We start from the raw sequence: 19,964 nt of genomic DNA, 5'->3' as shown, positions 1-19,964 counted from the left end.
GAAAGCATAGGGGAGCCGCTTTGTTACGACTTTACTGTCTTTGCCCTGATCATGCGCTCACAGGGCCTCCGATTTGCTGCGGTCGTTTTAGCCAACTGAAAACGAGCACCATGCAAAGAAGGAAGATTACGAGGAATACGACGATCCAACGTGTTACGATAGCGAATGTATCCGACATGGTCAACCCCTTCCATGAGGACACGGAATCTCAACCTCTCTTTATGTGTATCCAAAGATCTGCAATTCGGTGCAACTGATTTTTCTCCAGAAGCCTTTGCGCGAAGTCTACTAATCCCTTTTGGTATAAATATATGTCTCGTCCCATATACATGGGACTAGTTGTGAAAACAGCATACGGGATTGCGAGGTGATTGGCTGGTGCCTGACCTGGCAAGCGTTTACGATGTTGCAAGTGTTGCAAAATTGCTTCCGCATCCTTTGCGCACTGCCATTGAAGGACTTTCCCAACAATCGCAAAAAAGCATAGAAGAAATTCGACTGCGTGCCTTGCGGCCACTTGAAGTGATTGGCATACGCGATTATGCGCGCCCGCTTGTAGCGATTGAACACTTGCGCCATGTGATGTCAGCTGTGACAGGGTCTTCGTATTACGCAGTAGAAGCACAATTGCGCTATGGCTATCTCACCTTGCCAGGAGGACATCGTGTAGGGATTGCGGGGCGAGCGGTGATCGATGAACGCGATCAAATTGTCACGATTCGCGATATCGCCTCCATTCATATACGTGTCGCCCGTCAAATCGTGAATTGTGCAAATCATGTCGCGCCGCTTTTGCTTGATGACTGGGGCCAATTGCAATCTGTATTGTTGGTAGGCCCCCCATTATGTGGAAAGACAACGGTTTTACGAGAACTAGCGCGTTTGATAGGGAATGGTGAACTGCATCCAAAACTTTCTGTGCGCACGGTTTCAATTGTCGATGAGCGTTCTGAAATTGCGGCTTGCCACGAGGGGATTCCACAATTCGATGTAGGGCAGTCCACCGATGTACTAGACGGGTGTCCGAAAGCACAAGGCATGTACATGATGTTGCGGTCGATGGCTCCACAAGTGATGATAACCGATGAAATTGGTAGTATCTCTGATGTCAAAGCCGTGTTAGACATTGCACGAGCTGGCGTGCGTTTTATTGGCACGGTGCACGCGAAGTCGCTAGAAGATCTTAGACAGCGCCCGGCACTTCGTACGCTGCTCACACATGGCGCGATTGACCGCTTTATCTTTTTAAGTCGACGAGTAGGTCCGGCAACGGTTGAACGCGTCTACGATCGACAATTGCGCGAGGTGAAACAAATTGGCTCTGACTCAGTGGCAAATCGTTGGAGCTAGTATTGTCATGGTAGGCAGTGCACTTTATGGACGCCAATTTTCCTTGCGCTTTCGCGCACGGCCCAAAGAGTTGCGGCAATTAGCAGCTATGTTAAGGTCGTTGCGTGCCGATATCAGTTATCAGCGTCTCCCCTTGCGCGAAGCTTTTTTACACGCTAGCCGTCAAGGACAAGCAGGTTCAGCGTTAAGCGATCTTTTTCGGATTGCAGCGGAAACTTTAGAACATCCCGGAAGTACTGCATATGACGCTTGGCAAGTGGCCTTACAAACGCAATCTACACGGTTACACTTGTCTGCAGAAGATCGTCAAGTATTGGCGAATTTGGGACACACCATCGGGGTAACTGGAGTTGTGGAACAGACTGCACAGATTGATGCAACACTTGCGCTGCTTGTGGATCGAGAAAAAGATGCGATGGAAGAGCGAGCACGCTATGAGCGGATGTATCAGACACTTGGGATTCTCGCGGGAGTGCTAATCGTTGTCATGCTTATTTAGTTTGAGGAGGACTCGGCAATGAGTCTCGAATTGCATGTGATCTTTCAAATTGCAGTTGTTGGCATTGCGGCCGCTGTACTATCGAGTTTGCTCAAACAGTCTGGTCGTGACGAAATAGCCACACTTGTCACAATCAGCGCGCTTGTCCTCGTGGCGGCAGTCGTCGTCACGAACATTAGTCACTTGTTTATGGAAATCCGCGATGTCTTTAGCATCCAATAAAGGTGCGCCATGAGTATATTGCAAATTGTCTTATTCGGTCTAGTCGGAGCGTTGCTTATCACATCCATTCGGGAAATGGCGCCGCAAATTGCTTTTTGGATCACTTTGATTGTATCAGTTTTTCTGTTCTTGATCGCCTTGCAGAAGTTGACAGGGTTGCTTGCGCCGATTGAAAAATTGGCTGAATTAGCGAATGTCAATGTCCTATTTTTCGCAACGATCGTGAAGATTATCGGAATTGCCTATATCGCTGAATTTGGTGCAGAAATTGCTCGCGACGCTGGTGTCTCAGCGATTGCTGGCAAGATTGAACTGGTAGGGAAATTAGCAATTTTAGTCCTTGCGGTACCTATTGTGACTGCCGTCGTTCAGACAGTTACTCATTTACTTCCGTGAGCTAAGCAAAGGGGAGATGGCGATGCGAAGGGCAGCACAAGATTTTTCTCACCGAAAATTGGCGCGCAAAATCTTGCTCATGCTTTTTGTGTTTGCTTGTCTCCGCGTCGCGCCGATTGCCTATGCAAGTGGGTCGATTCCCACAGTATCAGGACCGCCGCCTCCTTCTGCGAGCGCGACACCTTTGCAAAGTGCGACTGCACAGTATCAATCGGTGTCACAAAATGCGATTGAGCAAGCGTGGAATCAACTAGATACCAAGTACAACGGCTATATTCCCACGACATCAGAAGGACAATTGGTTCCTGCTTTTTTTCCTGGGAATCCATCATTTCACTATCGAGATTTACTGCAAGGGCTACTTCGCTATTTAGTCAATGCACTGTTGGAAAATCTAAGATTACTTGGCGTTTTGCTTATTTTAACAGTACTTGCTTCGGTTCTCGAAACCGTACAATCTGCGTTCGCCTCACAAGTTGCAGCAAAAGTGGGATTTTGGGCAGTTCAACTCGTACTTATTGTTCTTGCTGTGTCTTCTTTCCACGACGCAACGCAATTTGCGAGTGGTGCTATTGATACGATGACTGCTTTCATGTATGGTTCTTTGCCCGTCCTTCTCGCGTTAATCGCGGCTTCTGGAGGATTGACGTCAGCCGCCGCCTTTCACCCAATGATCGTATTTATTGTCAATGCGATGGGTCTGATTGTTCACAACTGGGTATTTCCTTTGATCTTTTTTTCAGCCGTATTAACGATTGTTAGCACCATCTCCGATCGCTATAAAGTGACAGCGTTGGCTGGATTCATTAAAAATGTAGCACTCGCGGTGCTTGGCCTTGGTATGAGTGCTTTTCTTGGGATCATGTCTGTCCAAGGTTCACTAACAAGCATTTCTGACGGAGTGGCATTGCGCAGTGCAAAATACGTGGCCAGCAATTTGGTTCCTGTAATTGGAAAAGCGCTCTCGGATGCTTCTGAATCAATTGCTGGTGCATCGTTGATCGTCAAAAATGCCACAGGAATGGCGAGTGCCGTTTTACTGTTATTGATCTGTGCGTTTCCGGCTTTGAAAATTCTGGCTTTATCTATTGTGTACAACGGTTCAGCAGCATTATTGCAACCGTTAGGAGATTCACCTGTGATTGCGACTTTGTCAACGATCGGGAAAAGTCTAGGGCTTGTCTTTGCAGCGGTTGCAGCAGTTGGGATTATGTTTTTTTTCTCGATCGTGATCGCGATTGCAGCGACAAACTTGACTGCTTTTGTGAGGTGACTTCATGATTGGTGCTTTGTCTGATTGGCTGCGCCATCTCGTGATGATTTTGTTGCTGGCAGTGTTTGTAGACCTGATTTTACCATCCACTTCTTTGCAAAAATACGTGCGCACAGTACTTGGATTCGTGGTTATGTTGACGATGCTCACACCCATTACCGCACTGATGACCGCACATTTTCATTTATCTGCATTGGAAGAGCGCATTTCGGGTCCACTCGCTGCAGTAAACTCATCAGAGCAAATGGCATTTGGCGGATCGGGGTCATCAGGCAACACTGCATTTGCAACAGATTTGGCGGCGACGCTGCGAGAACAGTTATCCACTGGGCTTGATGTCACGGTTTCTACTATTCAAGTACAGACTGAGACTCGTTCTGATGGCACACCAATCGTGACGGCTGTATATACGACTCTTGGGCCGCTTATTCCCTCTTCAAAAAGTGAAGTTGTCGCGAAGGAGGTGCAGGCGCAAATCGCAGAATCACTTGGGTTGCCACTCTCTGCCGTACATGTTTCGCAATAGGTAAAGTCCAGGGAAGGGGGAGATGCGGTGGGATAGGGGAAGCAATTAAAAAGTTGTTAAACAATAAATGGCTGCTCGCAATCACTGCAATTGGCATTTTATTGCTTGTATTTGGTACGACAGGGGGCAATACACCCAAATCTTCGCCGAGTGGTCAAGGAGTACTCTCTGTAAATGCGCCACTATCCAATTCTACAACAAGTAGCGCAAACTCACTCGCAAGTTCTGATCCAGCACTGCAAACGGCGATTACGTATGAAAAGTTTTATGATCACGAGCTTGAACAAATGATTGACCAGATTAGTGGGATTAGCGATGCACTCGTGATGGTTACGGTAGATTCAACACCATCTGCAAAGTACGGGAGCAATACTTCAACTTCGATCCAGTCTTCTATCCAATCTGGATCAGGAAGTCAAACCAAAACGACAACGCAGCAGAGTCAAACTCAAATGGTGACCGTACAAGGGCCAAATGGCAGCCAAGTGCCGATTGTCATCCAGCAGCAATTGCCACATATTCGCGGGGTACTCGTTGTGGCTAAAGCAAATGACATCGTGCAAATGCAGACAGAAATTGTAAGCGCAGTTCAAGATGCTTTAGGGATTCCAAGTTACGAGATTACCGTCCTCCCGCGAAAATAGAGGATGCGAGAAAGCAAAAAGTAAACTGCATGAGAGGGGAAGCAAGGATATGGTAAAAAGACAAACCGTGTGGCTTTCTACGATGATGGTGCTCTCTTTGATGTTGATTGGTTATTATACACTTGGCACACCGCCCACATCAAGTACTCAGGCAGTTCATGGACATGGCAGTACATCTGTGATTTCAACGGCAACAAATCCTGCGGGTAGTACAAAATCGTCAACAAAAACAGCCATTACGGGGGGTTCTACAACCAAATCAACCACCACGACAGCAGTTAGTGATTGGTTTGCCCAGACTTCACTAGACCAGATGCAAGCAGAATCAAAATTAATTCAAACTCTGCAAAATGAAATTAGTGATCCGCATGTGAGTCAGGCGGCGGCTTCAGCTGCTTATCAACAACTGACAACGATTCAAACACAGCAAGCAGAAGCAAATAAGATTCATGATCTCTTGACAAGTGAATATCCTGATTCACTTGTAATTTTCAATCCGCAAGGGGGTGTACATGTGTGGGTTGAAGCGAATTCGTTGAGTCCGACAGAAGCGGTAAAGGTGATCAGCCTCGTTGCACAGACGCTTGGCATTCAGTCCAATCAAGTTGTTGTCAGTGCACACGCATAGCTTGCCGTTTTCGATCACTCGCTGATCAACGCGTCAATCTCCGGGTTGGTTACTGTTTCATTGAGTACTAACCCGGAGGGGGACGTGTAGCAAGCGCGGCTTGACTCCATTTGTGCTATACTGCAACTAAAGCATAGTACATGAGGAGTTGGTTTTTGTTGTTAAAGACAAGCGAGATTCGCGAACTCATTCGCTTATTGGATGAAACGAGCGTTCACGAATTGCATATTGAACTAGAAGATGGAAAAATACATATTAAAAAGGCGGATACTTTATCGTATGCACCGCCCCTTTCACATGTAGATGTGCCTGTCGCGGCTCCTGCCGCGGTGCCTGCACCTGTTGTGTCAGAAGTGACAACATCTGTTACGCCTACCTTCACGCCTCCTGCAGAGTCTTCTGCTGCTGCGGCTGAAGAAGGGACGGTTTTGATTAAATCTCCGATGGTCGGTACGTTTTATGCTGCTCCTTCGCCAACGTCGCCGCCCTATGTGGAAGTTGGATCGAAGGTAACGGAAAAGACGGTTGTTTGCATCGTTGAAGCGATGAAATTGATGAATGAGATCGAAGCCGATGTGCGTGGTGAGATTGTCGAGGTAATCGCTGAAAATGGCCACTTGGTCGAATATGGTCAGCCCTTATTTCGAGTGAAACTGGCATAGCGGAGGTTTTCTATGTTTAAGAAAGTTTTGATTGCCAATCGTGGGGAGATTGCGGTAAGAATCATCCGTGCATGCCATGAACTTGGGATTTCAGCAGTGGCCATTTACTCAGAGGCGGATCGCGAAGCGCTACACGTGCAGTTAGCAGATGAAGCATACTGTGTGGGTCCGACGGCGAGTAAACAAAGTTACCTAAACATCCCAAACATCATGTCTGTGGCGACCGCAGTTGGAGTCGATGCGATTCATCCGGGATATGGTTTCCTTTCCGAGAATGCTGATTTTGCTGAAGTGTGTGCGGCTGTAGGAGTGAAATTTATTGGCCCTAGTCCATCTTCCATTGAAAAGATGGGGGATAAGTCAACGGCGAAAGCAACGATGAAAAAAGCCGGCGTTCCTACTGTACCTGGTACAGATGGACTCATCCAGAGCGAAGAGGAAGCTGTTATGGTCGCGCGTGCGATCGGTTTTCCTGTCATTATTAAGGCGACGGCAGGGGGAGGCGGTAAAGGGATTCGCGTCGTACATACCGAAGAAGAGCTGCGCCAGGCGATCTCTATTGCAAAAGCCGAGGCGGGTTCTGCATTTGGTAACGCAGGCGTCTATTTGGAAAAATATCTGGTTCGACCGCGACATGTAGAAATTCAGGTGTTGGGTGATCAATTTGGCAATGCGATTCACCTGGGTGAGCGTGATTGCTCTGTACAGCGTCGTTTGCAAAAATTAGTAGAAGAATCCCCATCTCCCGCGTTGACGAAAGAGACGCGCGCTGCGATGGGAGCAGCCGCAGTAGCTGCCGCTAAAGCCGTGAATTACGAAGGGGCAGGGACGATCGAATTTTTGCTTGATGAAGAGGGTTCCTTTTATTTCATGGAGATGAACACGCGAATTCAGGTAGAACACCCGGTTACCGAATTTGTGACAGGTATTGATTTGGTGCGCGAACAGATCCTAATTGCCGCAGGTCACCCCTTGTCATACCGCCAAGAAGATGTAGTACAGCGAGGACATGCGATTGAATGTCGCATTAACGCAGAAGATCCAGATAAAAATTTCATGCCCTGTCCAGGGAAAATTCAAGCCTATCTTCCGCCGGGAGGATTTGGTGTACGGGTAGACAGTGCTGCTTATTCAGGATATACGGTATCGCCATTTTACGATTCGATGATTGCAAAATTGATCGTGTGGGCACCGAATCGGCAGGAAGCGATCGATAGGATGAAGCGTGCTTTGTCTGAATTTCAAATTGAAGGCATCCAAACGACCATTCCTTTTCATCTGCGCTTACTTGAGCATCCCCAGTTTGTAGCAGGCGATGTAAATACGCGCTTTTTGGAACTGTATACGGTGTAAGATTACGCACAGATTTTTTTAAGTCGTGCTTTTGCATAAGATTTGTTATAGTGAAAGTAGGTTTTTTAACGAACAAGCACAGGGGAGGACGCGGAGTGGCCATAAACGGAATGTTGCCGGCGGAAGTGGGATCGGGCGATATGGGGACTACGCAAATTGCGAACGAAGTCATCGCTGTTATTGCGGGGCTCGCCGCAACAGATGTGCGCGGGGTTGCAGATATGAGCGGTGGTGTTGTAGGGGGAATCGCCGAACGCCTTGGCCGTAAAAATTTGAGTAAAGGTGTCAAAGTCGATGTTTCACCCGATGAACGTCAGTGCTCGATTGATCTGTCGATTATAGCTGAATATGGATTTCGAATTCCTGATGTTGCGATGGAGATTCAAGATGGAGTAAAGCGCGCAATCGAAGGAATGACAGGACTTGAAGTGACGGCAGTTAATGTGAATGTACTGGGCATTTCTCTCCGGCATGACGAGGTGGAAGAACGAGATAAGTTACGTGGTTAGACGTTTTTCGGCCTCCGCGGGGATACATCCTAAGTTAGATGTGCGCGGAGGCCTTTTGCGCGAAGGAGGAGGGCGTTTGTGTCGTTAATTGATCGGCTGCTATTGCGCTTTTTTAGCTTGCTTGTCCTCGTCAACGCGGTATGGTACTCGCTAGGTTTATTGGGTGTGCCGTTTGTTATCAATACAAGTATTGATCCAAATGTACTGTATACTGCTGTATGGATTGACTTTGCGCTCTTACTTGTTCTTTCCTTGCGCTTTTTACTTTATCGCGTGTTACACCGCCGTCCTCTCGCTTTTATTAAAGACAGTGAATCAGGGGAAGTCCGCATTGGTTATGATACGGTTAAAGAGATTGCACACCGTGCGGCAAAGCAAATTCGCGGCGTAGAACGTTTGCAAACCAAGATTAGCGCAGATCCACAAGGCCTTGTTGTTTCTCTAAACGTTCGATCATTGCCGGCTATTGATGTGACAGCGATGAGTGAGCAGATCCAACATGGCGTAGCTGAAGCGATTCGCAACTATACATCGCTTTCCGTAGCAAAAGTACATGTGCACATCGTCGCACTTGCTCCCGATGCGGCATCGAAGTAAAGCGAGTGAGGAGAGTGAACCATGGAAAGGATCGCACAATTTTTTCACAAGATTGCCGCGTTGCCTAAACGTTATCTAGGTGTTATCGCAGGAGTTGTGAGTTGGCTGCTTATTCTTCTTTTTGGTTTTTTCCCCACTCTTTTGCTGGCTGTTTTTGTTGGAATTGGATATGCAATTGGCAAGTTTGCTGATGATCGGGCAAATGTGCACGACTTGGTTTCTCGTTTATGGCAATCTGATCGTTTTGAATAGTTCGTGGAGGGTATGGTGTGAGTCGTCATAGAGCAAGAGAACGCGCGTTGCAAACACTTTTTCAACTGGATATCAATGACTTGGAACAAGAACAGGCGGTTGAGTATACACAAAATGTGCTGGCGGATGCAGTGGGCGAACAGTCGATCAATATGGCCTATTTTCGGCGTCTGGTTTCCGGTGTATTGGATCACAAAACGTATATTGATTCTATTTTAGACCGTTATAGTCAGGAATGGGAAGTTACACGTATGCCTGGGGTCGATCGATCGATCCTGCGAATTGCTGTCTATGAATTACTGTTTGAGGAAGATTTACCGCCTGCGGTGGCAATCGATGAGGCGGTATCGCTCTCTAAAGTATATGGGACAGAGAATTCATCAAAGTTTGTAAATGGGGTCCTATCCGCGCTTTTAGAGGAGCTACCTCAATTGCGTGCACGTTGTCAAGAAACGCCATGAAGATGCAGGTGAGTAAACGACTTTCCCAGCAGGCACATATGCGCGGTGTCCTTGGAATTGATACGAGCAATTATACAACATCGCTCTGCCTCTTAGATGAATCGGGACAGATCGCATTTGAACAACGACAGGTGTTAGAGGTTCCGCTTGGCGAGCAAGGATTGATGCAGTCTGCTGCGCTGTTTCAGCATGTCTCCAATCTTCCTGAACTCTTCTCTAGTGCAAGAAGAAAACTTGGATCTTACCAGATACTTGGTGTGGGTGTCAGTTCGCGTCCGCGAAAGGTTACTGGTTCTTATATGCCAGTATTTAAGGCAGGGTACTTAGCGGCTCAGAGCGTAGCATTTGGTGCCCATGTTCCTTTGATTGAGACGTCACATCAGTCCGGGCATCTCATGGCAGGGATCGTAACGGCCAAGATGACTCTCTCAGAAGGAGAAACTTTTTTAGCCTTACATCTTTCTGGAGGGACGACAGATGTTTTATCTGTGAAGCGAGTGCAATCTGATTTTGAAGTGGAAGTACTAACTTCTAGTCGCGATCTGCATATCGGTCAGTACGTCGATCGGATCGGAGTGAAACTTGGACTTTCCTTCCCGGCAGGAAAACAGTTAGAACAGTTAGCTAAAGAGTGGGGAGATCAAGATTTACCCCTTATCCCCTCTGCTGTGCATAATGGGTCGCCGAGTTTTTCTGGGCCTTTGTCTGCAGCCGAGCGGTTATTGCAAAAAGGGGTCCCACGTGCTGCCATAGCAGCTTCCGTACAGCGATCAATCGCAACGACTCTAGAAAAAATGTTGCGTCATGCATTTGCTACGACCGGGTTGCGGCGTGCTTTATTAGTCGGAGGAGTTGCATCCAATCAATATATTTCAGATCGACTGAAAAAGCGTTTGGGGATATCGGAGGAAGCTCATTCTTCACTGTATTTTTGTGATCCGCACTATGCGTCAGACAACGCATTTGGCGTTGCTCACATCGCTCTTTCCACCCTACAGCACAGCAGTCTAAAGTGATTGGATTGACTGTAGGGCTGTAGTATACTAGATAAGGTGTTTTTCGAGCGGTCGATATTCAACAGAATAAGGGAGGATTTTTATGAGTGCCCAGACACTTCCGGTTGATGAAAAGGTTTATGATATTACAGTGATTGGCGGTGGACCTACTGGTCTTTTCACCGCATTTTATGCGGGAATACGCAATGCAAGCACGAAGATTATCGATAGTCTGCCACAACTAGGTGGTCAGCTTGCCGAATTGTATCCTGAAAAGTTTATCTATGACGTGGGAGGATTTCCTAAAATTCGCGCCATGGATTTAGTCGATCAGTTGATCGAGCAAACTAGCCAGTATCATCCAACAGTTTGTCTCAATGAAAAAGTGCTCCATCTCACAAAGCGTGAAGATGGGATTTTCGAATTGGAGACGGATCGTAAAATTCATCTCTCACGTTCTGTCATTATTACCGCAGGAATTGGAGCATTTACACCAAAATCTTTGCCAGCCGAAAATGTAAAGAAGTTTGAGGGAAATGGAATTTATTATTATATTGACGATTTGAAGCGATTTAAGGATAAGCGTGTCGTCGTAGTCGGAGGTGGCGATTCCGCAGTTGATTTTGCGCTCATGTTAGAAGGCGTCGCATCCAAAGTTACATTAGTCCATCGCCGTGATCAATTCCGTGCTCATGAAGAAAACGTGAAGACACTTTATGCGTCTGGGGTGGATGTCAAGACGTTTTATGAGGTGAAGACAGTGCACGGAGACGATTCTATTACTGGGGTAACATTAATTGAAAATCGGACCAAAGAGACGATGGAAATTGAAGCAGATTTGATCGTGAGCAGCCTCGGGTTCACTGCTTCTCTTGGGCCTATTTTGGAGTGGGGACTTCACATAGAAGGCAATGAGATCGTAGTTGATACTCGCATGAGCACAAACATCCCAGGCGTATATGCTGCAGGGGATATCGTCACTTATCCGGGTAAGGTAAAATTGATTGCGACAGGATTTGGCGAGGCGCCCACTGCAGTAAATAACGCAAAAATTTATCTAGATCCAAGTTCAAAGCTCCACCCAGGTCACAGTAGCAGTCGCAAAGAATAATGCGTATCAATGACTGAATTTGAAAACGATCTACCTGGGTAGGAAATGGAGTGGAGAGATTGGCACAGGTTATTGATGGAAAAAAATGGTCGTCTGTTAGCCGTCAAGAAACTGCACAGACAGTAGAGTTATTGAAAGCAAAAGGTGTGAAACCAGGTCTTGTAGTGATTCTGTTGGGTGAGCATCCTGCTTCAATGAGTTATGTGCGTGGGAAAGACAAGGCGGCTACAGAGGCTGGCATTTATTCTGAAGTGATCCACCTACCTTCAAGTACAACGGAGACAGCTCTTGTACAATTGATTGAACGCTTAAATCACGATGATCGCTTCCATGGAATTCTTGTTCAGTTACCGCTTCCAGAACACATTAATGAGCAATCTGTCATTGCGGCGATTGCCCCACATAAAGATGTGGATGGGTTTCACCCAGTGAATGTGGGAGCGCTGGCACTTGGGATCAGTGGCTTTGTGCCATGTACGCCACTTGGCGTAATGAAGTTGCTTGAGTATGAAGGAATCGATGTTACTGGAAAACATGCGGTTGTGATTGGACGTTCGAATATTGTTGGGAAGCCGATGGCGCAATTGCTTTTGAGTAAAAGTGCGACTGTGACGATTTGTCATTCAAAAACGCAAAATTTATCTGCATTTACTCGTCAAGCTGATCTTCTTGTTGCTGCGATCGGCAAGCCATGTGTCATTAAAGCGGACATGATTAAGCCACAATCGGTCGTAATTGATGTGGGGATCAATCGCTTAGATGGGAAGTTGTGCGGAGACGTAGATTATGCATCGGCATCTGAAGTGGCACAGTTCATCACCCCTGTACCAGGAGGGGTCGGACCCATGACGATCGCGATGCTTTTGCATAATACAGTGTTGGCTGCACAGCGGATGGCAGGAATTACGACAAGTGAGGTTTTGCCTTAGTTCTATGAGGTTTCGGTTGCGAGATGGAGGGAAGATCAATCGAGACTGTCTATACAGTTTATGAGGCAACGTTGATGTTAAAGCGCGCCATTTCGCAAGCACCGGAATTTGCGCGGATGTTCGTGCGTGGCGAAATATCAAATTTAAGTCGTCCAGCAAGTGGTCACGTGTATTTTACACTAAAGGACGATCGTTCCCGCTTGCGTGTCGTGATGTTTGCTAGTCGGGCGCGTCTCTTGCGTTTTCAATTGCAAGATGGCATGAATGTGGTGGTACAAGGCGGCATTGACATTTTTGAGCGCCTTGGCGATTATCAATTGTATGCCGAAAGTGCAGAGCCAGATGGACTTGGCGCGCTTTATCTGGCTTTTGAACAGTTAAAGGAACGCCTAGAGCGTGAAGGGTTATTTGCTGCGACAAGAAAACGAGCCCTCCCTCCCTTTCCTACACGCATTGCGCTTGTGACCTCTCGCACAGGAGCAGCAGTTCGCGACATGATTACGACTTTGTCAAGACGTTACCCACTTGCACAACTTTATGTGGTGCCTGTGGCAGTTCAGGGCGAAGAAGCCCCGGTGCAAATTGCCCGGGGCATCGAGCTTGTTTGGCGATATCGACTTGCTGATGTGATGATCGTCGGGCGAGGCGGAGGATCACTTGAAGAACTGTTTGCGTTTAATTCTGAAGTGGTTGCGCGAGCGATTGCCGCGTCGCCAATCCCTGTGGTCTCTGCAGTAGGCCATGAAACGGATACGACCATTGCGGATTTTGTTGCCGATGTGCGAGCGGCAACACCCACTGCAGCAGCAGAATTGGTTGCGCCAGACATCCGAGAGTTACAAGCGCGCGTGACTGTGGCCGAACAGCGCCTGCGTCGAGTTACATTAAATCTTGTTGCAGGATTGCGCGATCGTTTACAGCGTGCAGAGCAAAGTCGTGCCTTGATTGATCCCTTGCGTTATCTAGGACGTCTGCATGAGCGCATTGATCGCATAGAACCGCGCCTGCGTCTCTCACTTCGCGAACTAGTCGAACAGCGGGCAAAAGCGGTGAATTCTTTTGAATTACGGCTTGCTCGGCATTCACCGCGGGAGCAAATTACACTGTTGCGTTTGCGCCTTGACCGTTTGCAAGAGCGACAATGGCACGCAGTGCAAAAAAGCTTAGAGCGGGCCGAGCGAGGTGTGCAGCAAGCGATTACATCATTAGAACTTCTAAGTCCACTTGCTGTGATGAAGCGTGGGTATGCGGTAACCTATCGCGCAATGCAGTCTGCGGTGATTACAAGTGTAAGCCAGGTTCAGCCAGGCGATTCTCTGCATGTACAGATGATAGATGGTTGGCTTGACTGTCAAGTATGGGGAGTGTATGACCGTGACGAATCTTCCAAATGATGAGACTGCTCCTGAGCAGTTGTCATTCGAAGTAGCACTGAGTCGACTTGAGGAGACGGTGCGGGCACTTGAAGCTGGTGAATTGCCTTTAGATGATGCGATCGCTAAATTTCAATTGGGTATGCAGTTGGTTAAAGTTTGCCGTGAAAAATTGCAAGTGGCGGAACACAAAGTGGAACTTGTCTTGGCTGCTGAACAGGGGATTGAAACGACCTCTTTTGCCGTAGATGCGAAAGGACCTGAAATAAATGAGTAACCGTGATTATAGCGCTTATTATATGCGTTTGGTAGATCGTATTGAGCGCGCGATGGAAGTGTATTTACCGAAACCCGATGCATTTCCTGAAGAGTTAGCGGAGGCGATGCGATACAGTGTCTTTGCAGGAGGGAAGCGGTTGCGACCCGTTCTTCTATTAGCCACTGTAGAAGCTTTTGGAAAAGACAGCACCCCCCTTTTACCAGCTGCTTGTGCACTGGAATTTTTGCATACGTATTCTCTAATTCATGATGATTTACCAGCAATGGACAATGATGATTATCGTCGTGGAAAACTGACAAACCATAAGAAATTTGGTGAAGCTACGGCCATTCTTGCGGGTGACGGTTTGTTGACACTTTCTTTTCATACGTTAGCAGCTAGTGCAGTGCAGGCTGATTTGGTTGTTCGCATGGTACAGGAATTGGCGGATGCTAGTGGGGTTCATGGAATGGTTGCAGGTCAAGTCGCTGATATGTACTATGAAAAGAGGCCAGTTACACCGGAAGCGCTTGAATTTATTCACTTGCATAAAACAGCGGCGCTGATTGTCGCTCCTTTGCGCATGGGTGCAATCGCGAGTGGGGCGAGTGAGGGGGCACTCACTTCACTCAGTGAATTTGGCCGTTCACTCGGCCTTGCATTTCAAATTATGGATGATTTGCTCGATGTATTTGGGGATGAACAGCAATTAGGCAAACGTCCTGGTGTTGATGCGAAATTAGGCAAGGCGACCTACCCCGCGCTTTATGGAGTTGAAGAATCACGCAATTGGCTCGAGCGTCACTCACAAAAGGCGTTTGCTGTTTTGCGTGAGACACCTGAATTGGAACACCCTGAATATCTTGAAGCGATTGTGCATTTTCTCTCGCATCGCGATCATTAAAATTCCAAGTTTTTACCTGTCTAAGATCCTGACTACGTGGTGAGAATACCGCGTGGGGGTGATTACGTTGACAGTAGGCGTAAAAATGCAGCAGACGATCGCGTCAGCAGAAGGTGTCGCAGCAAATTTGAAACAGTTTGCTCTTGAGACACAGGATCAACAAGCAAAACAGATGTTTAATCAATTGGCACAAACAGTCGATAGTTGCGTGACCACACTGCAATCTCGACTCAACTATATTCAACAGCAAGAACCTCAATACCGCCAACAGTAAGATGAGGAATTTCTGAGTTTTCGTTCATTTGGCATGGTATGGCAGATTGAATGCCTTGCCATGCCTATGATATACTTTTCTCAACATGATACTGCAATATTCTATGACTGTGCGCCGATATGAAGAGAGGATGACGCTACCGTGTTCTTGGAGCGTGTGAATGATCCAGCAGATATAAAAATGTTGACAGTTCCGGAGTTAGAGACGCTCTCTAAGGAGATTCGGGATTTTTTGGTGCAAAGCATAACATCGACAGGTGGACATTTTGGCGCAAATCTGGGAGTTGTTGAGCTTTCAGTAGCGCTTCATTATGTATTTAATTCCCCTGTAGATCGCATTGTTTGGGATGTGGGGCATCAAGCGTATGTCCATAAAATTTTAACTGGACGCAAAGAGCAATTTCCCACCCTTCGACAATTTCACGGGTTGGCAGGGTTTCCGAAGCGCTCAGAAAGCCCTCATGACGCTTTTGGGGTAGGGCATGCAAGTACGTCGATTTCAGCTGCTTTAGGCATGGCAATTGCAAGAGACTTGCGTGGAGAATCGCACCATGTCGTTGCTGTCATTGGTGATGGAGCGATGACAGGTGGCATGGCGTTTGAGGCGCTCAATCACGCAGGGCATTTGAAGAAGCGGCTTCTTGTTATTTTAAATGATAATGAGATGTCAATCTCACCGAATGTTGGGGCTGTTTCACACTATCTGACTCGTTTGCGGGCAGATCCGTATTATGGAAAGTTAAAAACGGAGTTTGAAAGTTTGCTTAAACGCATTCCTGCGTTTGGATCGCGCCTCGCCAATACGGCTGAACGGCTTAAAGATACATTGAAATATGCGATGGTTCCGGGGATTTTATTTGAGGAATTAGGTTTTTCGTATTTTGGGCCAGTACCAGGGCACGATGTGGGACAAGTGATCCAATTGCTCAGTCAAGCAAAGGAAATGGAGGGTCCAGTACTTTTACATGTTGTCACGCAAAAAGGGAAAGGCTATGCATCAGCCGAGGCGGCACCAGATAAATTGCACAGCATAGGGGGGGCGGTTGTAAAACCAAAGTCTTCGGCACCCTCTTATACGAGTGTTTTTGGAAAGACGCTCGTAGACTTAGCGAAAAAAGATGAGAGAATTGTCGCTGTGACAGCGGCGATGTTGAATTCTGGGCTCAATGAATTTGTCACGGAATTTCCCGATCGCTGTTTTGATGTTGGAATTGCGGAACAACACGCCGCGACTCTTTGTGCCGGGCTTGCAACCACAGGGATGCGCCCGATTTTTTCAGTGTACAGCACTTTTTTGCAAAGAGCATACGACCAAGTCATTCACGACATCTGTATTCAAAAGTTACCTGTTGTTTTCGCAATAGATCGCGCCGGACTCGTTGGGCCCGATGGCGAAACACATCAAGGTGCATTTGATGCGGCATTTTTGCGAGCAGTTCCTAATCTAACGATTATGATGCCAAAAGATGAAGGCGAATTGCGCCATATGCTATATACGGCATTTACTTTGTCTGGGCCGGTGGCGGTGCGATTTCCGCGTGAAGACGGAGTCGGTGTACCCCTTGATGTACCTTATGAAACAATCCCGATCGGGAAAGCAGAGACCTTGCGCGAAGGTAAAGATGTGGCTTTATTGGCACTTGGGCCGATGGTGGCAATCGCTGAAAACGCCGCCCTCATGCTTCAAGATCGCGGGATTTCGGCGCATGTGGTCAATATGCGTTTTGTAAAACCGATCGATGAAGATGCACTGCGTGAGTTGGCACTGCGTAATATGCCAATGATTACAATCGAAGAGGGAACAGTTAAGGGAGGACTTGGGTCTGCTGTGTTAGAGTATTTTGCATTGCAGAAGTTAAGTTGCACAGTATACCCACTTGGTTTGCCAGATCGCTTTATTGAACACGGCAGCAGGCCAGAATTGTTGCATCAAGTTGGTCTGACCTCTGAACACATTGCACAGATTGCGATTAGCCTCGTGGAGCAGCAACAGGGCCAAAAATGGGCAAATCGAAAAACGGCTGGGCGCTAATGTCAAAAGAACGTATTGATGTGCTGCTCGTGCAGCGCGGACTTGCAAACTCACGGGAACAGGCAAAGCGACTCGTAATGGCAGGACTCGTGTTTACAGAGACAGAGCGTATCGATAAAGCAGGGATGAAAATCGATGCGAAAACACAGCTCGTTGTAAAGGGAACTCTTCATCCGTATGTAAGTCGCGGAGGCTTAAAATTAGAGAAAGCGTTACGATCGTTTGCAGTTACAGTAGAGAACAAGGTGGTCGTGGATGTAGGCGCTTCGACAGGTGGTTTTACGGACTGTGCACTGCAACACGGTGCTGCACTCGTTTATGCTGTCGATGTTGGATATGGGCAACTCGCATGGTCCCTGCGAATGGATGAACGAGTTCGAGTGATGGAACGGGTCAATTTTCGTTATATAGAAGCAAGTCATTTTCAACCTCGCCCCACTGTGGGCGTAATGGATGTTTCTTTCATTTCTATCGGAAAGTTGTTTCCAAAGTTGCATGAGATTCTTGAAGATCATGCAGATCTCATTACTCTGGTAAAACCACAGTTTGAAGCAGGTCCAAAATATGTTTCAAAAGGTGGCATCGTACGTGATTCGAACGTGCATGAAATGGTGTTGCGACGCGTGATTGAGCAGGCGGCAGGGTGTGGATTTACTGCACGTGCACTTGATTTTTCGCCGATTCGTGGCGGGGATGGAAATATTGAATTTTTATTATGGCTAAAAAAAGGGAGCTTTTCTGTTGATCCTCTACCCATCAGTGAGATCGTAGAGGTTGCACATGAAGTGGATTTTTCATAATTTACAACGAGCTGTGGGAGAAGGAATTTACACGATGGTCGGCGAACAGGTATTTTGGAGGTGCCGCCCGTGGAAGTCCTTGCAATCCTCACATTTTTGACGGTTGCTTATTTGTATATTAGAAACCGTTACCTTGGTAGTTCGTTGCATGAATTTGAATTGACGTCAAAACGAGATCACTTCGTTCGCGCAGGCGAGATTCTTCAGGAACGGGGCTATCGGATTGTGGGGGAACGCATACCTCATGAATTAGCCTCGTTCTTTGGCAATCGCAAATTTGTTACATATGTCGTAGTAGATTATTTAGTGGAAAAGGAAGGCGTGCAATATCCGATTAAAGTGCGTTCAGTTCGTGATCCCGAACGCATAAGTGGCGCATGGTTACGCAAACAATTTCTCGCATTGTATACACTTTATGAATCCCCTATCGGATTCCTTTCACCAGACTCAGGTGTGATGGAGTTTGTAGACTTTTCTTTGGACTTTCCTGGACGGTATTACGCAAAACGTTGGCGAACAAGATTGTTCTGGCTTGCGATTGGGATATCGATCGGTTGGCTGTTGTCTTTCTCGCGTTGAAAGGAAGAGTTGAATGCCTAAAATCATTGGTCTGGTTGTTAACCGGACAAAACCGAATGCCGTTCAAGTCACTCAGCAAATTGTAAAGGCTATAGGTGCATGTAGTGGACAGGTTTTTATTGAGGAAGAAGCGGCACATGCGTTAGGAATGAGTGAGTATGCACTTTCTACAAGTGATTTTCACGGGAAAGTCGATTTGATTTTTGTTTTAGGGGGAGATGGGACTTTACTTGGAGCTGCACGACATTTTGCGTGTTTTGAAATCCCGATGTTAGGGATCAATATCGGCCATCTCGGCTTTTTGTCGGAAGCTGAACCAGATAATTTAGAGGAATCAGTGCAACGTGTCCTAAATGGCGATTTTTATTTGGAACGCCGTATGATGATTGAGACCGTAGTAATGAGAAATGGCACCTGCGTGCATCGAAATATCGCGTTAAATGATGTGGGAGTTGGCAAAAGCTCTTTTGCGCGCATGATTCAATTGGGTGTGTATGTCGACAACCAGTTTTACGATGAATATTTTGGTGATGGAGTCCTTGTTTCTACGCCCACAGGATCTACAGCCTACTCACTCTCTTGTGGCGGCCCGGTTGTTGTTCCTAATCTACAGGTGATGTTGGTGACTCCGATTTGTGCACATAAACTCGTTGTGCGGCCAATTGTAATTGGCGCTACACAGCAGATACGCATAAAAGTTGCTGCACGACATCGCGATTTTGGACTTACCGTCGATGGACAAGTTGGCTTTCCATTAGAGAGTGGCGATGAAGTAATTGTCTCTAAGGCAGCTTGTGATACGGTTTTAATTCGATGGCAAGAACGCGCGTTTTTTTCTATACTGCAGGAAAAACTCAGAGGAGATTGAAAGGGCGGTTCGCTTGAAAGGACAGCGTCTCTTAAAGATTCGCGAAATTATCTCGGAAAACGTGATTGAAACGCAAGAAGAACTCGTAGATGCACTGCGTGACGCAGGGTTTGCAGTGACGCAAGCAACGATTTCACGCGATATCAAGGAAATGCATCTGATTAAAACTCCAACAGCCGATGGGAAGTATAAGTATTCTTTGCCTACAGCACCTTCTTCATACCAACCAGATGTGAAATTGCACAGATTATTGAACGATGTTTTTGTAGCGATTGATTTTGCGGAGAATTTGGTCGTCATGCGCACACTTCCGGGGAATGCACATGCGGTTGCCGTTTTGTTTGATACGCTGGATTGGCCAGAGATCCTGGGGACAGTTGCGGGGGATGACACGATCTTATTAATTGCGCGCTCGAAAGATAATGCAAGTTTTATCGTCGAGCGGATAAAGTCTCTATTATAAGGGGTT

The 19,964-nt window shown here is 47.0% G+C and carries 26 protein-coding genes; all 26 read left to right on the top strand.

Annotated elements, in window-relative coordinates; all coding sequences use genetic code 11:
• The first annotated feature begins 378 nt into the window (after positions 1-378).
• The 26 genes from spoIIIAA to ahrC all read left to right on the top strand — a co-directional run bounded on the left by spoIIIAA (position 379) and on the right by ahrC (position 19,958).
• Positions 379-1,350: a stage III sporulation protein AA gene (gene spoIIIAA, locus BM613_RS01525; RefSeq protein WP_181362816.1), complete on the top strand. Its 972-nt coding sequence runs from the start codon at positions 379-381 to the stop codon at positions 1,348-1,350.
• Positions 1,316-1,849: a stage III sporulation protein AB gene (locus tag BM613_RS01520; protein WP_146192743.1), complete on the top strand. Its 534-nt coding sequence runs from the start codon at positions 1,316-1,318 to the stop codon at positions 1,847-1,849. The genes spoIIIAA and BM613_RS01520 overlap by 35 nt, the downstream gene beginning before the upstream one ends.
• Before the next feature lie 18 nt (positions 1,850-1,867).
• A complete protein-coding gene (gene spoIIIAC, locus BM613_RS01515) occupies positions 1,868-2,071 on the top strand; it encodes a stage III sporulation protein AC (protein ID WP_109429387.1) in 204 nt (67 codons plus the stop codon).
• A gap of 9 nt (positions 2,072-2,080) precedes the next feature.
• Complete coding sequence (gene spoIIIAD, locus BM613_RS01510) at positions 2,081-2,467, top strand: stage III sporulation protein AD (RefSeq protein ID WP_109429386.1); 387 nt, start codon at positions 2,081-2,083, stop codon at positions 2,465-2,467.
• Positions 2,468-2,489: 22 nt separating this feature from the next.
• Positions 2,490-3,740 (top strand): stage III sporulation protein AE, encoded by a 1,251-nt coding sequence (spoIIIAE, locus tag BM613_RS01505; protein WP_181362815.1) that lies wholly within the window; start codon positions 2,490-2,492, stop codon positions 3,738-3,740.
• 4 nt (positions 3,741-3,744) lie between these two features.
• Positions 3,745-4,266 carry a stage III sporulation protein AF gene (gene spoIIIAF, locus BM613_RS01500; RefSeq protein ID WP_109429384.1) on the top strand — a complete coding sequence of 174 codons (522 nt, stop codon included), beginning with the start codon at positions 3,745-3,747 and terminating at the stop codon, positions 4,264-4,266.
• A gap of 53 nt (positions 4,267-4,319) precedes the next feature.
• Complete coding sequence (locus BM613_RS01495) at positions 4,320-4,910, top strand: hypothetical protein (protein ID WP_109429383.1); 591 nt, start codon at positions 4,320-4,322, stop codon at positions 4,908-4,910.
• Positions 4,911-4,959: 49 nt separating this feature from the next.
• Positions 4,960-5,538 (top strand): SpoIIIAH-like family protein, encoded by a 579-nt coding sequence (locus tag BM613_RS01490; protein ID WP_109429382.1) that lies wholly within the window; start codon positions 4,960-4,962, stop codon positions 5,536-5,538.
• A 140-nt stretch (positions 5,539-5,678) separates the two neighbouring features.
• The gene (accB, locus tag BM613_RS01485) at positions 5,679-6,200 is read left to right on the top strand and encodes an acetyl-CoA carboxylase biotin carboxyl carrier protein (RefSeq protein ID WP_245926195.1); all 522 of its coding nucleotides are present in this window, start codon (positions 5,679-5,681) and stop codon (positions 6,198-6,200) included.
• Positions 6,201-6,212: 12 nt separating this feature from the next.
• Entirely contained in the window at positions 6,213-7,553 is a 1,341-nt protein-coding gene (gene accC / locus BM613_RS01480) for an acetyl-CoA carboxylase biotin carboxylase subunit (protein ID WP_109429381.1), read from the top strand.
• Positions 7,554-7,663: 110 nt separating this feature from the next.
• Positions 7,664-8,062 (top strand): Asp23/Gls24 family envelope stress response protein, encoded by a 399-nt coding sequence (locus tag BM613_RS01475; protein WP_109429599.1) that lies wholly within the window; start codon positions 7,664-7,666, stop codon positions 8,060-8,062.
• 78 nt (positions 8,063-8,140) lie between these two features.
• Entirely contained in the window at positions 8,141-8,659 is a 519-nt protein-coding gene (gene amaP, locus BM613_RS01470; protein ID WP_109429380.1) for an alkaline shock response membrane anchor protein AmaP, read from the top strand.
• 21 nt (positions 8,660-8,680) lie between these two features.
• Positions 8,681-8,911, top strand: a complete 231-nt coding sequence (locus BM613_RS01465; RefSeq protein ID WP_109429379.1) for a DUF2273 domain-containing protein — start codon at positions 8,681-8,683, stop codon at positions 8,909-8,911.
• 17 nt (positions 8,912-8,928) lie between these two features.
• Positions 8,929-9,372 (top strand): transcription antitermination factor NusB, encoded by a 444-nt coding sequence (gene nusB, locus BM613_RS01460; RefSeq protein ID WP_109429378.1) that lies wholly within the window; start codon positions 8,929-8,931, stop codon positions 9,370-9,372.
• The gene (locus tag BM613_RS01455) at positions 9,369-10,388 is read left to right on the top strand and encodes a Kae1-like domain-containing protein (RefSeq protein ID WP_245926194.1); all 1,020 of its coding nucleotides are present in this window, start codon (positions 9,369-9,371) and stop codon (positions 10,386-10,388) included. Before nusB ends, BM613_RS01455 begins: the two co-directional genes overlap by 4 nt.
• Before the next feature lie 82 nt (positions 10,389-10,470).
• On the top strand, positions 10,471-11,478 hold the full coding sequence (locus tag BM613_RS01450) for an NAD(P)/FAD-dependent oxidoreductase (RefSeq protein WP_109429377.1): 1,008 nt from the start codon (positions 10,471-10,473) through the stop codon (positions 11,476-11,478).
• 59 nt (positions 11,479-11,537) lie between these two features.
• Entirely contained in the window at positions 11,538-12,407 is an 870-nt protein-coding gene (gene folD / locus BM613_RS01445) for a bifunctional methylenetetrahydrofolate dehydrogenase/methenyltetrahydrofolate cyclohydrolase FolD (protein WP_109429376.1), read from the top strand.
• 23 nt (positions 12,408-12,430) lie between these two features.
• Positions 12,431-13,801 carry an exodeoxyribonuclease VII large subunit gene (gene xseA, locus BM613_RS01440; RefSeq protein WP_109429375.1) on the top strand — a complete coding sequence of 457 codons (1,371 nt, stop codon included), beginning with the start codon at positions 12,431-12,433 and terminating at the stop codon, positions 13,799-13,801.
• The gene (xseB, locus tag BM613_RS01435; RefSeq protein WP_245926193.1) at positions 13,782-14,057 is read left to right on the top strand and encodes an exodeoxyribonuclease VII small subunit; all 276 of its coding nucleotides are present in this window, start codon (positions 13,782-13,784) and stop codon (positions 14,055-14,057) included. Before xseA ends, xseB begins: the two co-directional genes overlap by 20 nt.
• Positions 14,050-14,943, top strand: a complete 894-nt coding sequence (locus BM613_RS01430) for a polyprenyl synthetase family protein (protein WP_109429373.1) — start codon at positions 14,050-14,052, stop codon at positions 14,941-14,943. Before xseB ends, BM613_RS01430 begins: the two co-directional genes overlap by 8 nt.
• A gap of 58 nt (positions 14,944-15,001) precedes the next feature.
• Positions 15,002-15,217, top strand: a complete 216-nt coding sequence (locus BM613_RS01425; RefSeq protein ID WP_342767148.1) for a DUF1657 domain-containing protein — start codon at positions 15,002-15,004, stop codon at positions 15,215-15,217.
• A 141-nt stretch (positions 15,218-15,358) separates the two neighbouring features.
• The gene (gene dxs, locus BM613_RS01420) at positions 15,359-17,248 is read left to right on the top strand and encodes a 1-deoxy-D-xylulose-5-phosphate synthase (RefSeq protein ID WP_109429371.1); all 1,890 of its coding nucleotides are present in this window, start codon (positions 15,359-15,361) and stop codon (positions 17,246-17,248) included.
• Positions 17,248-18,048 carry a TlyA family RNA methyltransferase gene (locus tag BM613_RS01415; RefSeq protein WP_109429370.1) on the top strand — a complete coding sequence of 267 codons (801 nt, stop codon included), beginning with the start codon at positions 17,248-17,250 and terminating at the stop codon, positions 18,046-18,048. Before dxs ends, BM613_RS01415 begins: the two co-directional genes overlap by 1 nt.
• A 69-nt stretch (positions 18,049-18,117) precedes the next feature.
• Positions 18,118-18,627, top strand: a complete 510-nt coding sequence (locus BM613_RS01410; RefSeq protein ID WP_109429369.1) for a hypothetical protein — start codon at positions 18,118-18,120, stop codon at positions 18,625-18,627.
• A 13-nt stretch (positions 18,628-18,640) separates the two neighbouring features.
• The gene (locus tag BM613_RS01405; RefSeq protein ID WP_109429368.1) at positions 18,641-19,495 is read left to right on the top strand and encodes an NAD(+)/NADH kinase; all 855 of its coding nucleotides are present in this window, start codon (positions 18,641-18,643) and stop codon (positions 19,493-19,495) included.
• A gap of 13 nt (positions 19,496-19,508) precedes the next feature.
• Positions 19,509-19,958 carry a transcriptional regulator AhrC/ArgR gene (gene ahrC / locus BM613_RS01400; RefSeq protein ID WP_109429367.1) on the top strand — a complete coding sequence of 150 codons (450 nt, stop codon included), beginning with the start codon at positions 19,509-19,511 and terminating at the stop codon, positions 19,956-19,958.
• The last annotated feature ends 6 nt before the right edge of the window (positions 19,959-19,964 follow it).

The sequence above is a fragment of the Sulfoacidibacillus thermotolerans genome, assembly GCF_003144315.1.
In the GTDB taxonomy this organism is placed as follows: domain Bacteria; phylum Bacillota; class Bacilli; order Alicyclobacillales; family SLC66; genus Sulfoacidibacillus; species Sulfoacidibacillus thermotolerans.
This window is presented reverse-complemented; position numbering and strand designations above follow the sequence as displayed.